We start from the raw sequence: 13,213 nt of genomic DNA, 5'->3' as shown, positions 1-13,213 counted from the left end.
TCAAAGAAGGGACGAGAATGACCGACAGCGGAGGCTTTGATGTCAGCCCGGACGAGATCGACGCGCACGCGACAAAGGTCGAAGCCACTGCCGACCTTCTGGGAACCGCGCTCGACGCGGCGCACAACCGAATGGCCAGCGAATCCTGGGGCCTGTTCGGAATTCCACTTAGTTGGGTATGCAACAACGTCATGGAGTCCGCCACCAATGCCCTTTCCGAAGCCAGGGCCGCAGGCGACCGCCACGCGGCGGCAGTGAAGGACTGGGCCAAGAGCCATCGGGTCACCGAAGAGTCGATAACCGCTCTGTTCAAGGGAAACCAATGACGGAAAACGACATCGTCCGTGAGGCCAGGGCAGAAACGACGGCGGAGAAGACGCCTGCCAAGGCATTTCTGGAGGGCGCGGGGCTGCTCCAAGACGTCGTCGGCGGCGTCGAGACGATCGCCTCAGGCGACTGGGCAGGCGGACTCGCCGATTTCGCCGCGGGCTCGTTCGACATCAAGGGTGTGGTGCAGGATCCGCTGGGTTCCGTGCTCAGCATGGGCTTCGGCTGGCTGATGGAGCACATCCCACCGCTCACCTGGATTCTTGACCAGTTGGCGGGCAACCAGAACGAACTCGAACTGACAGTCAAGACCTGGGAGCAGATCAGCAAGCAAGTCCAAGCCACAGCGGAGGACCTCACTGACAGTCTGAACGGAAACTGCGCGAGTTGGGAAGGGCCTGCCGCCGACCAGTACCGCGCGTGGGCGCAGGACCAGCTCAACGTCTACGTCGCGCTGTCCGACGCGGCGACCGGCGTGGCGTTCGCGGTCGACCTGAGCAAGGCGCTTCTCAACGCGGTGCGCGGCTTTGTTCGCGGGCTGATCGCTGACGTGCTCGCGAAGCTGGTCTCCATCCTGTGCCGATACGCCCCGCCCGCCTACCCCGTGGCAATGGCCGCAGAAGGGTTTCCACTGATCATCAAGAACACCATGGCGGCCACCAAACTTGTGCGCGCACTGGTCGACGCGTTCGGGCGACTCGGCAAACACCTCGGCAAGCTCGGCGAACTGCTGACCAAGGCCACCAAGTACCTCAACCGCGGCATCCACGCGGTCGACATCGCGTGGCGGCGCGGAGTGCGACCGGAGGCGGCCAGGGTACTCGGCCTGGGACCGAAGAAAATCGCCGAGAAGTTGGGTGTCCGACTTGCGACGGAGGTGGTCAAGGAGACCATCAAGTACGCGGGCCCGCGGGCGGCCAACGACACCGTCGCGACGGCCAGTGAGAGCACGGACCCGGACAAGCAGGTCGACTGGGGTGAGACAGCGGCCAAGGAGCACCGCGACTATCAGGAGACCAGAGTCACCGAGACCGGCGGCCTGCGGATCACCGGCGAACTGTAAGCCGGTGATCCGCGTGGCAGGCGGTGTCAGCCGAAGAACACCTCGGCCTCGGCGTAGCGCTCCAGGGGGACGGTCTTGAGTTCCGCGGTGGCCTCGGCCAGTTTCACCCGGACGATGTCGGTGCCGCGGAGGGCGACCATGACGCCGAAGTCGCTGTCGGCGACCGCGTCTACCGCGTGGAGGCCGAAGCGGGTGGCGAGCACGCGGTCGTAGGCGGTGGGCACGCCGCCGCGTTGGGTGTGGCCCAGGACGACGGCGCGGGACTCCTTGCCGGTCTTCTCCGCGATCTCTTCCGCGAGCCAGGTGCCGATGCCGCCGAGCCGGACGTGCCCGAAGGCGTCCTTCTCGCCGCTGGCGAGGACTTCGGCGCCACCTTCGGGCAGCGCGCCCTCGGCGACGACGATGATCGGGGCGTACTGCCGCTCGAAGCGGCGCTGCACCCATTCGATCACCTTGTCGACGCTGAACTCGCGTTCGGGCACCAGGATCACGTTGGCTCCGCCCGCGAGCCCGGAGTGCAGCGCGATCCACCCGGCATGCCTGCCCATCACCTCCACGACAAGAGCGCGGTGGTGGGACTCGGCCGTGGTGCGCAGCCGGTCGATGGCCTCGGTCGCGATGTGCACGGCGGTGTCGAAGCCGAAGGTGTAGTCGGTGGCGCCAAGGTCGTTGTCGATCGTCTTGGGCACTCCCACGACCCCGACACCGTCATCGGTGAGCCGCTTGGCCACCCCCAGCGTGTCCTCACCACCGATCGCGATGAGGGCGTCGATCCCCTGCTCGGCGAGCACGGCCTTGATCCGCTCCGCACCGCCTTCGACCTGGTAGGGGTTGGTGCGCGACGAGCCAAGGATGGTGCCACCCCGGGTGAGGATGTCCTCGACGTCGTCAAGCCCAACCGGCCGGGAAATCCCCTCCAACGGCCCCTTCCAGCCATTGCGGAACCCGACGATCTCCCAACCGTGCCCCTCCACGCCCTTGCGGACCACCGCCCGGATCACCGCGTTGAGACCTGGACAGTCACCGCCACCGGTGAGTACGCCGACCCGCATGAACGATCCTCCAACACCTCGCGACCGTGAGCGGCGTCACTACCGCCCACCGCCAGGGTGCCAGCAACTGAATCGGTGTAGCAAGGGGGACCCCCAGAGATCGCCCAATCCGACCCACCAAGCCCCCAACGAAGGCGACGCACCCGAGCACCTACCAGCAGAAACCCAAAGTTGCCAGCCCCCGTAGAGCGGACCAGCGAACCCGCCCACCTGCCAACCGCACCTAACGCTGCCAGGTGCTCGATGGGGTGGAGTGGTTTCTTCGGGGGAGAAGGAAGATCGCTAAGCTGGCTCCGCACGTGTGAGGCCGAAGGCTTCCCACCCGTCTTTCACACGGCGATCTTCCTTCGTAGGGGCCCCGAAGAAACCACTCCACCCCATCGAGCAGACCCCAAAGACAACCAGCGGGCTCAGCGAGCAACCCGCTTACGCCACTCAGCATCAATAACCCGCCACCGCACAAGATTGTGGCGAGCATCAGCCAGAGCATCATGGGCGTCATCCGGCGGCGGCGGCAGAACCGGCTTCCCCGCGTCCTCCCACCGCTGACGCAACTCCCGGGTGAACCGCGGAATCACCCGAGGCAAGGCGGGCATCGCACCCCAGAGCTGCCCAAGCGCCACATGGTCGTAAGCCGCGAACCACGCCCACAACTCGATCTTGTCGCGGGCGTGCGGCGGGGTCAGGAACTCCAGCAGCCGCCGCCGCATCTCGGCGCGGTCGCACCAGGCTTTGTCGGCCGGGGACGGCAGCTTGCCCAGGACGTTGGCGCGGACCCACGGCCCGGCCTTGGCCGGGTCGAACTCGGTGGACACGGCGTAGAACTCGCGGCCGTCCTCGTCGACGACACCGATCGACACCAGGTCGATGGTCAGCCCGTCCTCGATGAACTCGGTGTCGTAGAAGAAACGCACCGAGCAAGCCTAGGTCAGCCCGCCTCGGAGTCCGGGATGCGGTCGATCTCCCGGGCCGAGCGCCGCTCCTCCAGCGACAGCGCGCCCTGCTCGTCGGCCTGCTCCTTGGCCTTGGCCGCGTAGATGTCGACGTACTCCTGTCCGGACAGTTCCATCAGGGCGTACATGATCTCGTCGGTGATGGAGCGCTCGACGAACCGGTCGCCGGACAGGCCCTCGTAGCGGGAGAAGTCCAGCGGCTTGCCGACCTTGATCCGGATCGGGTACGGCTTCCACATCTTCGAGCCGATGGGGTTGGCCTTGTCGGTGCCGAACATGGCGACCGGGATCACCGGGACCCGCGCCTCCAGCGCGAGCCGGGCCACGCCGGTCTTGCCTTTGTAGAGCCGCCCGTCCGGAGAGCGGGTGCCCTCGGGGTAGATGCCCATCAGGCGCCCCTCGCTCAGCAGCCGCACACCGGTGTCGAGGGCGGCCTGCGCGGCGGACCCGCTGGAGCGGTCGATCGGGATCTGCCCGACGCCGGTGAAGAACCACTTCTTGAGCTTGCCCTTGAGGCCGGGCGCGGTGAAGTACTCCAGCTTCGCCGGGAACGTCATCCGCCTCGGCACCATCAGCGGCAGGAAGAACGAGTCGGACACCGCCAAGTGGTTGCTGGCGAGCAGCGCGCCGCCCTCGGCCGGGATGTTCTCCAGGCCCTCGATCTTGGGCCGGAAGAACACGTGCAGGAGCGGCCCAAGCAGGACCCTCTTCATCAGCCAATACAGCACTCGACCAGCGCTCCCCGTTCGTCCGTGATCCGCACCCGAGCCTACGAACCCGCGATGGCCGCGCACAACGCCACGCGCGACACGTAACACCGCGCGACCGTAGCGAGATGCCGAAGTCATTCGGGTACACAACGACGAAACAAGGGGCGAAGACCCGCCGCACGACGGCTTGAGTTCGTGCGACGATGGCCACAACCCATGCTCGCCGGTGCTGATCATAGGAGGCGTCCGGTGCCCGCAATCGCAGGCGCGGAAAGCTACGCGCACGACGGGTCCACCGAGGTCGGTGTGCTGCTCAGCCACGGCTTCACCGGCTCGCCGTTCAGCATGCGCCCCTGGGCGGACCACCTGGTCGACCAGGGTTTCAGCGTGCGGGTGCCGCTGCTGCCCGGCCACGGGACCACCTGGCGGGAGATGAACCGCACAGCCTGGCCGCAGTGGTACGGCCAGGTCGAGGCGAGCCTGGCCGAGCTGCGGGAGCGCTGCGAGACGGTGTTCGTGTTCGGCCTGTCGATGGGCGGGGCGCTGTGCCTGCGGCTCGCCCAGGAGCACGGGGACGAGATCGCGGGTCTGGTGCTGGTGAACCCGTCGGTGATGACGCTGCGCAAGGAAGTGAGGTTCGTCCCGCTGCTGTCGCGGGTGGTGGCGTCGGTGGCCCCGATCAGCGACGACATCGCCAAGACCGGGGTGAGTGAGCATGCGTACGCGCGGACCCCGTTGCGCGCGCTCGCGAGCCTGGCCAAGCTGTGGGAGACGGTGCGCCGGGACCTCGCGAAGGTCACGCAACCGGTGCTGGTGCTGCACTCGGCGGTGGACCACGTCGTCGAGCCGGAGAACTCGGCCATCGTGCTGGCCGGGGTCTCCAGCGCCGACGTCACCGAGGTCGTGCTGGAGAACAGCTACCACGTGGCCACCCTGGACCACGACGCGCCGGTCATCTTCGACCGGAGTGTCGAGTTCGTACGGCGGGTGCGTGCCGAACGGGCAGGTGATCGGGTGTGAAAGGCCGCCCCGGCGACGGTCCCGAGGATGTGGACGCCGCCTTCGCGCAGATCGTCGCGGGCCTCGAACGCGAGGGCGTCGGCCGGAGCCTGCCGTCCGACGCCGAGGTCAAACGCGACCGCACCGAGTCGTCCCGCTCGGACGAGGCCGACCAGCCCGCCGAGCCCGCTGGCCCGCCGCCGACGGCGTGGCGCGGCCACGACACCGAGATCGACTGGGCCGACGACAACTCCGACGAGCACTACGAGCCCCCGGAGCCGCCGCCGCTGCCCCGCCTGCGGCCCGCGACGATCGTGGCGATCGCGCTGCTGGTCGCGGGCGTCGTCCTGCTGATCCTGCCCAGCGTCATCGGCCTCGGCGCGCGGATCGCCACCCCGATCGCGCTGCTGTCGCTGGCCTCGGGCATCGGCCTGCTCCTGCTGCGCGCCCGCAGGCATCCGCACGAGTACCCGGACGGCGACGACGGCGCGCAGGTCTGACCGGCAGTGACGGGCCGCGCGGCCCGTTGACCGCATTGCCAGCGCGGTTCACTCACTGGCCGCACATGGTCACTTTAGGTATTAGTGGCTTTCGCTCGATCAGCGGATGATTCAGATTCGGCGAAAACGGCGCTCCACACCCGGGTACATCATTGTTGCCCCATTCATGACCATGGAGGAACAATGCGACAGCCTACCCGTAAAATGATCTCGGTCGCGGCTTCCGCGCTGGTTGGCATCGTGCTCGGCGCGGGCGCCGCGCAGGCGCAGCCCAGTTACGAGCAGCAGGTCATCAACCTCACGAACAAGCACCGCGCCGCGGTCGGCTGCGGCGCGCTCACCGCCAATCCGGCGCTGATGAGCGCGGCCAAATGGCACGCCGACCAGATGGCCGCGCACGATCATTTTAGCCACAACGGCGTGCACGGCGAAGACCCCGGCCAACGCATTTCGGCGGCGGGATACCCAGCGCAGAAGTGGGCCGAGAACATCGCCTACGCGCAGACCACGCCACGAGCCGTGGTCGCAGCGTGGATGAACAGCCCAGCGCACCGAGTCAACATGCTCGACTGCGCGCTGACCGATATCGGAGTCGGGCGGTCGCTCAACAGCAAGAAACAGGCGTACTGGGCACAGGATTTCGGCACCCCGGCTGGGTGACGGCGTTTTGCCAGGCGATAGTCGCACCGGTTGGCCCGATTGGGTGCGGCGGCTTCTTCGGGGCCCACAAAGCAAGTCCCCCGCCACGAAATGACGAAGTGGGACGCCTTCAGCTCCACAACCGTGGCAAGTTCAGGGACCTTCCTTCACTCCCCGAAGAAACCACCGCACCCAATCGAGCACTCGGCAGGCATGTCGCGGCGCTCAGACAAGCCCGGTGCCCACAAACACAACCCACAGCCCTTTTCGCCGCCCCCCAGCCCCCACCAACAAACCCCACCCACCCTGGGGGCTGACCCCGCTCCAGTCTATCGGGCCAGGCCGACAATCGGGGCTGGAACGATCTTGCCTGTGGATAACTCGCGATCATGAGCGATAGTCGCGGCAGGGACACAGCATGGATCAGGCCACGGGCCCTGACATGGGTCGGAGCCGCTGACCCAGGCATGAATCGGGGCCGCCAGCCTGGCACCGATCAGGGCTGCCAACCTTGGCATGGATCGAGCAGCGGGCTTGACACGGATCAGGGCAGCCAGCCCTGGCATGGGTCAAAACAGCGGGCCCGGCACAGATCAGAACCACCAGCCTGGCACCGATCAGAACAGCCAGCCCTGGCCTGGAACGAAGCAGCGGGCCTGACACCGATCAGAACCACCAGCCTGGCACCGACCAGAGCAGCCAGCCCTGGCATGGATCGAAGCAGCGGGCCCGCCACAAATCAGGGCCGCTGGCCTGGAAACAATCGTGCGCCGACGGCTCTGGTGAGGTGCTCCCCGGGCAAGCGGGGTCAGGTCAGGGTGGCTGCCAGGGTTGCGGCGCCGACCATCCCGGCGTCGTCGCCGAGGTGGGCGGTGCGGAGGCGGGCCAGGGGGCGGTGGCCCGCGCCGGTGATGAGGGTTTGGAAGCGTTCTCGGGCCTCGTCCAGGAACAACGGGGCGGACTCGGAGACGCCGCCGCCCAGGACGACCAGTTCTGGGTCGAAGGCGTCGGCGATGAGGGCCAGGCCTTCAGCGAGCCACTTGGCCAGTTCGGACATGGCCAGGCGGGCTACCGGGTCGCCGTCGCGGGCGGCCGCGGCGACCATGCGGCCGGTGATGGCGCCGGGGTCTCGTTCGGCTTCGCGGGCGAGGACGGTCGACCTGCCCTTGTGCCTAGCCAGCAGGCCGATGGCGGTGGCGCCGAGGGCGGTGCCGCTGCAGTAGCGCTCCCAGCAGCCGGATTTGCCGCATTCGCAGGGCCTGCCGCCGGGCACCAGCCGCACGTGGCCGAGTTCGAGGGCGACGCCGTGGGCGCCGCGGAAGACTTCGCCGCCGCGCAGGAGGGCGGCGCCGATGCCGGTGCCCAGGGCGACCAGCAGACCCACCTGGGCGCCGCGCAGCGCGCCGAAGCGGTGTTCGGCGATGGCGGCGGCGTTCGCGTCGTGTTCCAGGACCACCGGCAGGCCGATCCGGGCGGTGATCCGGTCGGCGACTCGGGCGTCGCGCCAGGGCAGGTGGGGGGCGAACATGACGGTTTGGCGGTCGGCGCCGACGAAACCGGCGACGGCGAGGCCGACAGCGCGCACCCGGTGCCGGGACCGCAACTCGCCGACCACCGCGCAGATGACGTCTTCCAGCTCGGTCTCCCCGGGCGGGGTCGAGCCGCGGGCGGTGTCCAGCACGGACCCGTGGGCGTCGACCACCCCCGCCCGAACGCTGGTGCCGCCGATGTCGACACCGATCGTGATCACCGAGGTGTCACCGGGCTTTCCCTGCGGCGGACGGTGATGTGCTGCACGCGGGCCGAGGGCGGCGGCTCGGGCCGGAATCCGGGCATGTGCGGTTCGCCGGGCTCCCAGCGGTCGGCGAGGACGGCGCGCAGGAGGGCGACGATGTCGGCGAGGCGGTCGATGCTCTTGGCAGCCAGGTCGTTCGACTCGCCGCGCAGCAGCGCGAGGAACGCGCACGTCGCGCAGGACTGGCACGCGCCGGGCTCGGCCTGCTCGTGCTCGGCGTGGCTGCTTCCGGCGACCCGGTCCAGCCACGGCCCGGCCCGCTCGGCGACGGCGGCGAGCAGCAGCACGAGTTCCTCGGCGAGCCGGGTCCCCGGGTCCTGGGCGGTGGTCACGGGCGGTCCTCCTCGCCGGGGGTGAAGCGCAGCAGCAGGCCCGCGCTGTCGGCCTCGGCGTCGGTCACGGTGTGGCGCCGCAGCATCAGCGGCAGGGCCACCAGTCTGCGCGTCCCGTCGACCGTGACGGCCAGATCGTCACCCACTCGGGCGAGATCGGGGTCGCTGCCGTCGGGCAGGGGGAGCGCGATGGCGAGCAGGTAGTCGGCCCCGTCCTCGGTGACCGACAGCAGCGGCGCGCCGGGCGGCCTGCCGACGTCGACGGGGTCGGTGTCGGCGTACAGCTCGTCGGCGACGGCGAGCAGCGCGGCGGAGCCGACCGGCTCGGCGGCGCGGTGCTCGATCCGGTGGACGGTCAGCGGCGTGGACGCGTCCAGTTCGGCGAGCACCGCGTCCTGCTCGGCTCGTCGGGTCCGCAGCCACGCCGCAGCGGGTCCCTGCCAGCGGCGGGCGCGGGGCACGACGCGGTTGGCCACCAGGGCGTCCACGTGCACGCCGCGCAGCGTGAGGGCGGCCAGGGTGCGGCGGGTCTCGGCGACGGCGAGCCGTTCGGGGGTGAGCACGAGCCGCACGGTGGTCGTGTCGGCGTCGGTGAGCAGGGCGCGCAGGCCCGCCAGGTGCGCGGCGAGGGCGCCCATGGTGTCGGCGGCGGCGCGCACCTCGGCGACCAGCCGGGCGGCGCGCATCCGGTCGAGGTAGTTCGCGACGGCCTCGGGCAGGGCGAGCAGGCGCAGGGTTTCCGCAGTGGGGCCGCAGTCGACGACCACGACGTCCCAGGGCCCGGTCTCGGCCAGCCGCGCGACCTCGGTCAGCGCGAGCAGTTCGTCCACGCCCGGCAGGACGGTCAGCTCCTCGGCGTCGAGCGCGTCGAGCCCGATGCCCGCCACCAGCTTGCGCAGGTGCTCGCGCAGGGTCGGCCAGTGCCGGTCGACCAGGCCGCGCGCGTCGATGTGCGCGGCGTACAGCGAGGTGTCGACCTCGGCTGGCTCCGAGCCCAGGGGCAGGCCGAACGCGTCAGCCAGGGAGTGCGCTGGATCGGTAGACACCACCAGCGCCTTGCGGCCGAACGCGGCCAAGCGCGCGGCCGTGGCCGCGGCGAGGGTGGTCTTGCCGACCCCGCCCTTGCCGGTGAACAGGAGGATCCGCACGGTCCGGGACCTCTCCGCCTCAGCCCTGCTCGACGCGGCGCTTGAGCTCCTTGAGCGCGGTGTCCATGATCACTTTCTCGGCCTTGCGCCGGAACAGGCCAATCATCGGCACCACCAGCTGCACGGACAGCGTGTAGGTCACCTTGGTGCCCCCGCCCTCCGGGGTAAGCGCGTAGCGACCCTGCTGCGCGCGCTGCATCTGGCCCTTGACCAGCGTCCAGTCGACGGCGAGGCCGTCGTCGGCCCATTCGTAGCGCAGCGTGTAGGTGTCCTTGAACGGTCCCGCGTCGAGGTTGAAGGTCACCTCTTCGCCGCGGCCGCGCGCGTCGCGGGAGGTCACTTCGGCCGAGGTGAACGCCTTGGCCCAGTCTGGGTACGCCGGGAAGTCCGCGATCACCGCCATGATCCGTTCCGGGGGCGCGTCGACGACGATGGACTGGGTGGACTCGTCGGCCATGCTCGGAGGCTACCCGCTCGCCCGGCTGGAGCAGGCACCAGCGCGGGCCGTGTCACCAGCGCAGGACGTAGGGCCACCCGGTGCGCTGAAAATGTCCCACGTTCGCGCACTCGGTGCGCCCGACCCGCATGCGCGGCGCCAGCGGCTGGTGCACGTGGCCGAACACCGACCACCGCGGCGCGTGCTCGCGGATGGCGCGCAGCAGCCCGGCCGACCCGACCTCGACACGGCGGGCCAGCACGTCGTAGGTCAGCTCCGGCACGTCCGGCGGGATGTGGCTGCACAGCACGTCGACTGGCCCCAGCGCCGCGGTCGCGGCGTCGAAGTCCGCCGCGGTGCGCAGGTACGGCCGGAACACCCCGCCCCGGCGCGGCCCGGCGCCCGGCGGCAGCAGCGCGCCGCCGACGAACCCGAACCGCAGCCCGCCGATCTCGGCGGCCTCCCCGTCGAGCACGCGGACTCCGTCGCCCGCGAACTCCGCCCACAGGCGGGGCACGTCGACGTTGCCGGGCGTGGCGTAGGTGGGCGCGGTCATCGCCGCGAACAGCCGCTTGTACTGCTCGCGCACCGCGTCTTCGACCACGTCGGCGGCGTTGTCCAGGCCGGACCAGAGCCGCTTGGCGTACTCGGCGGCCGCGGTGTGCAGCCGCTCGCGGCGCAGCCGGGCGAACACGCTCACCTTCTCCGCGCCGAACACCTGGCCCATGATGCCGCCGCCGTGGTCGTGGTAGTCCACGAAGTCGATCAGGTCGCCGAGGACGACCAGCGCGTCCGCCCCCTCGCCAGACCGTGCCAGCGCCTCGGAGTTGCCGTGCACGTCGGAGACCACATGAACCCGCACGGCTGTCAGGTTACGCCCGGGTAGGGGTGCAGCCGGGCGCTCTCCCGTCCTCCAAGACGGCCTTGAGCCGCAGCGCCAGCGCCTTCGCCGCGAGCTGGCGGCGGGTGCGCTCGCGGGCCATGGCCTTCGCGGGCAGCGGCTCCGGCGGGTCGGCGCGCAGGAAGTAGTGCACGACCGTGCCGTCGAGCACCGGCTCCAGCCAGACCTCCATGGTGCCGACCAGGGCGCCGCGCACGGTCCAGCGCAGGCCCTCGTCACCGCGGTCGGCGTAGACCTTGGGCACCAGGTCCGGCCAGTACTCCCGCCAGGCCGACGGGTCGGCGAACGCGGCGGCGACCACCGCGGGCGGCACGACGATGAAGGTCTCGTCGAAGACGTCGACTTCCGGCACCCGAGCAGCATGACACGGCCGCCGGGGGCCGTGTCCGCCCCGGGGTCGACACAGGTCTAGTTTCGTTGGTCAACTGGTGGGTAAGACGCGGTTTAGAGCACGGAGGTTCGCGTGCGCGTGGTCAGTGTCGCGGCAAGCGCGACGGTAGCCGAGCAGGAAAGCCTCACCGACATGGTGTGGGCCAACGCGGAGCGGTTCGCCGACGCCATCGCGTTCCGCCGCCAGGTCGACGGCTCGTGGATCGACGTCACCACCAAGGACTTCGCCGCGCACGTGCTCGCGGTGGCCAAGGGCCTGATCGCCAGCGGCCTCGAACCCGGCGACCGGGTCGCGCTGCTGGCCGCGACCCGCTACGAGTGGACGCTGGTCGACTTCGCGATCTGGGCGGCGGGCTGCGTCACCGTGCCGGTGTACGAGACGTCCTCGGCCGAGCAGGTGGCGTGGATTCTCGCCGACTCCGGCGCGAAGGCCGTCGTGGTCGCCGACGCCGCGTCGCGGGCCGTCGTGGACAGCGTGGTCGACCGGCTGGCCGAGGTCGTGAAGGTGTGGCAGTTGGACGTGCCCAGCGACACGGCGTCGGCGATCGATGAGCTGGCGGCCCTGGGCGCGGAGCTGGACGACGAGGCCGCGCACACGCGCAGGCTCGCGGTGCGCTCGTCGGACCTGGCGACGCTGGTCTACACCTCCGGCACCACGGGCCGCCCCAAGGGCGTCGAGCTGACCCACCGCAACCTGCTCGCCGGAGTCCGCGCCAACCTCGCCGCGTTCCCGCACCTGATGCGGCCGGGCAACTCGATGCTGGTGTTCCTGCCGCTGGCCCACATCCTCGCCCGTTCGATCGCCCTGACCTGCGTCTACACCCGCACCACGCTCGGCCACCTGCCGACCATGCGGACCCTGGTCGCGGACCTGGCGGGCTTCCGGCCGACGTTCGTGGTCGCGGTGCCGCGCGTGTTCGAGAAGGTCTACAACGCCGCCAAGCAGCGCGCGCACGGCGAGGGCCGCGGCTCGGTCTTCGCCGCGGCCGAGGCGGTGGCCGTGGCGTACAGCGAGGCGGCGGCCGGGTCGGGGCCGTCGGTGGCGCTGCGGGCCAAGCAGGCGGTGGCGAGCAGACTGGTCTACGCGAAGCTGCGCGACGTTCTGGGCGGCCGGTGCGTCGCGGCGCTTTCCGGCGGCGCTCCGCTGGGCGAGCACCTGGCGCACTTCTTCCGCGGCGTCGGCATCCCGGTTTACGAGGGCTACGGCCTGACCGAGACCTCGGCGGCGGTCAGCGTGAACACCCGGGAGGACTTCCGGATCGGCACGGTCGGCCGCCCGGTCGCGGGCGCCGCCGTCCGCGTCGGCGCCGATGGCGAGATCGAACTGCGCGGCGACATGGTCTTTCGCGGCTACTGGCGCGACCCCGCCGCGACCGAGGAGGCGCTGCGGGACGGCTGGCTGCGCACCGGCGACCTCGGTTCCCTGGACGAGGACGGCTTCCTGCGGATCACCGGCCGCCGCAAGGAGATCATCGTGACCGCGGGCGGCAAGAACGTCGTCCCCGCGGCGCTGGAGGACCGGGTCCGCAAACACCCGCTGGTCAGCCAGTGCCTCGTGGTCGGCGACCGGCAGCCGTTCGTCGCCGCCCTGATCACCCTGGACCAGGACTTCCTGCCCACCTGGGCGGCCGAGCACGGCAAGACCGCCCAAGACCTGACGACCGACCCGGACCTGCGCGCGGAAATCCAAACCGCCGTCGACGCGGCCAACTCCGCCGTCTCCCGCGCCGAGGCCATCCGTGAGTTCGTCGTCCTCCCCCGCGACTTCACCGAAGCGGCGGGCGAGGTCACCCCCAGCCTCAAACTCCGCCGCGACGCCATCCTCAAGACCCACGCGGACCACATCGCCGCCATCTACACGCGCTGACGCGGTCTAGGGCCTGTATCGAAGTACCGGTGCGTGTCAGTCGTGATCGGGGTGGTTCCTGGCGGTGCGGCCGCGGCGCCGCTCGTACCGGTGTTGTACTT

Annotated in this window: 15 protein-coding genes; 6 read left to right on the top strand and 9 right to left on the bottom strand. The window is 70.2% G+C overall.

From position 1 onward, the window contains the following. Positions 1–17: 17 nt before the first annotated feature. Both ACZ6SD_RS08390 and ACZ6SD_RS08385 read left to right on the top strand, forming a co-directional pair. Positions 18–326 (top strand): hypothetical protein, encoded by a 309-nt coding sequence (locus tag ACZ6SD_RS08390; RefSeq protein ID WP_465316253.1) that lies wholly within the window; start codon positions 18–20, stop codon positions 324–326. Beyond that, on the top strand, positions 323–1,390 hold the full coding sequence (locus ACZ6SD_RS08385; RefSeq protein ID WP_465316252.1) for a WXG100 family type VII secretion target: 1,068 nt from the start codon (positions 323–325) through the stop codon (positions 1,388–1,390). The genes ACZ6SD_RS08390 and ACZ6SD_RS08385 overlap by 4 nt, the downstream gene beginning before the upstream one ends. A gap of 26 nt (positions 1,391–1,416) precedes the next feature. Here the strand turns inward: ACZ6SD_RS08385 and ACZ6SD_RS08380 are convergent, their stop codons facing one another. The 3 genes from ACZ6SD_RS08380 to ACZ6SD_RS08370 all read right to left on the bottom strand — a co-directional run bounded on the left by ACZ6SD_RS08380 (position 1,417) and on the right by ACZ6SD_RS08370 (position 4,123). After that, a complete protein-coding gene (locus ACZ6SD_RS08380) occupies positions 1,417–2,442 on the bottom strand; it encodes a 6-phosphofructokinase (RefSeq protein ID WP_465316251.1) in 1,026 nt (341 codons plus the stop codon). Positions 2,443–2,852: 410 nt separating this feature from the next. Beyond that, positions 2,853–3,356 (bottom strand): polyadenylate-specific 3'-exoribonuclease AS, encoded by a 504-nt coding sequence (locus ACZ6SD_RS08375; RefSeq protein WP_465316250.1) that lies wholly within the window; start codon positions 3,354–3,356, stop codon positions 2,853–2,855. Positions 3,357–3,370: 14 nt separating this feature from the next. Next, positions 3,371–4,123 (bottom strand): lysophospholipid acyltransferase family protein, encoded by a 753-nt coding sequence (locus ACZ6SD_RS08370; protein WP_465316249.1) that lies wholly within the window; start codon positions 4,121–4,123, stop codon positions 3,371–3,373. 231 nt (positions 4,124–4,354) lie between these two features. Between ACZ6SD_RS08370 and ACZ6SD_RS08365 the strand changes: the two genes are divergently transcribed. The 3 genes from ACZ6SD_RS08365 (at position 4,355) to ACZ6SD_RS08355 (ending at position 6,264) form a co-directional block, all read left to right on the top strand. Continuing rightward, complete coding sequence (locus tag ACZ6SD_RS08365) at positions 4,355–5,125, top strand: alpha/beta hydrolase (RefSeq protein WP_465316248.1); 771 nt, start codon at positions 4,355–4,357, stop codon at positions 5,123–5,125. After that, entirely contained in the window at positions 5,122–5,604 is a 483-nt protein-coding gene (locus tag ACZ6SD_RS08360) for a hypothetical protein (RefSeq protein ID WP_465316247.1), read from the top strand. The genes ACZ6SD_RS08365 and ACZ6SD_RS08360 overlap by 4 nt, the downstream gene beginning before the upstream one ends. A 183-nt stretch (positions 5,605–5,787) precedes the next feature. Beyond that, positions 5,788–6,264: a CAP domain-containing protein gene (locus ACZ6SD_RS08355; protein WP_465316246.1), complete on the top strand. Its 477-nt coding sequence runs from the start codon at positions 5,788–5,790 to the stop codon at positions 6,262–6,264. 787 nt (positions 6,265–7,051) lie between these two features. Here ACZ6SD_RS08355 and ACZ6SD_RS08350 read toward each other — a convergent pair. From ACZ6SD_RS08350 to ACZ6SD_RS08325, 6 genes are read right to left on the bottom strand one after another with little or no spacing between them, the layout of a single operon-like run. Further along, positions 7,052–7,993 carry an ROK family protein gene (locus tag ACZ6SD_RS08350; RefSeq protein ID WP_465316245.1) on the bottom strand — a complete coding sequence of 314 codons (942 nt, stop codon included), beginning with the start codon at positions 7,991–7,993 and terminating at the stop codon, positions 7,052–7,054. Beyond that, entirely contained in the window at positions 7,990–8,370 is a 381-nt protein-coding gene (locus ACZ6SD_RS08345) for a hypothetical protein (protein WP_465316244.1), read from the bottom strand. The genes ACZ6SD_RS08350 and ACZ6SD_RS08345 overlap by 4 nt, the downstream gene beginning before the upstream one ends. After that, a complete protein-coding gene (locus tag ACZ6SD_RS08340) occupies positions 8,367–9,518 on the bottom strand; it encodes an ArsA family ATPase (RefSeq protein WP_465316243.1) in 1,152 nt (383 codons plus the stop codon). The genes ACZ6SD_RS08345 and ACZ6SD_RS08340 overlap by 4 nt, the downstream gene beginning before the upstream one ends. A gap of 19 nt (positions 9,519–9,537) precedes the next feature. Then, on the bottom strand, positions 9,538–9,975 hold the full coding sequence (locus ACZ6SD_RS08335; protein ID WP_465316242.1) for an SRPBCC family protein: 438 nt from the start codon (positions 9,973–9,975) through the stop codon (positions 9,538–9,540). A 52-nt stretch (positions 9,976–10,027) separates the two neighbouring features. After that, positions 10,028–10,816 carry a metallophosphoesterase family protein gene (locus tag ACZ6SD_RS08330; protein ID WP_465316241.1) on the bottom strand — a complete coding sequence of 263 codons (789 nt, stop codon included), beginning with the start codon at positions 10,814–10,816 and terminating at the stop codon, positions 10,028–10,030. 10 nt (positions 10,817–10,826) lie between these two features. Then, positions 10,827–11,207 carry a polyketide cyclase / dehydrase and lipid transport gene (locus ACZ6SD_RS08325; protein ID WP_465316240.1) on the bottom strand — a complete coding sequence of 127 codons (381 nt, stop codon included), beginning with the start codon at positions 11,205–11,207 and terminating at the stop codon, positions 10,827–10,829. A gap of 111 nt (positions 11,208–11,318) precedes the next feature. Between ACZ6SD_RS08325 and ACZ6SD_RS08320 the strand changes: the two genes are divergently transcribed. Next, positions 11,319–13,112 (top strand): AMP-dependent synthetase/ligase, encoded by a 1,794-nt coding sequence (locus ACZ6SD_RS08320; protein WP_465316239.1) that lies wholly within the window; start codon positions 11,319–11,321, stop codon positions 13,110–13,112. Positions 13,113–13,213: the final 101 nt, after the last annotated feature.

The sequence above is a fragment of the Actinokineospora sp. NPDC051303 genome (assembly GCF_055586285.1).
This window is presented reverse-complemented; position numbering and strand designations above follow the sequence as displayed.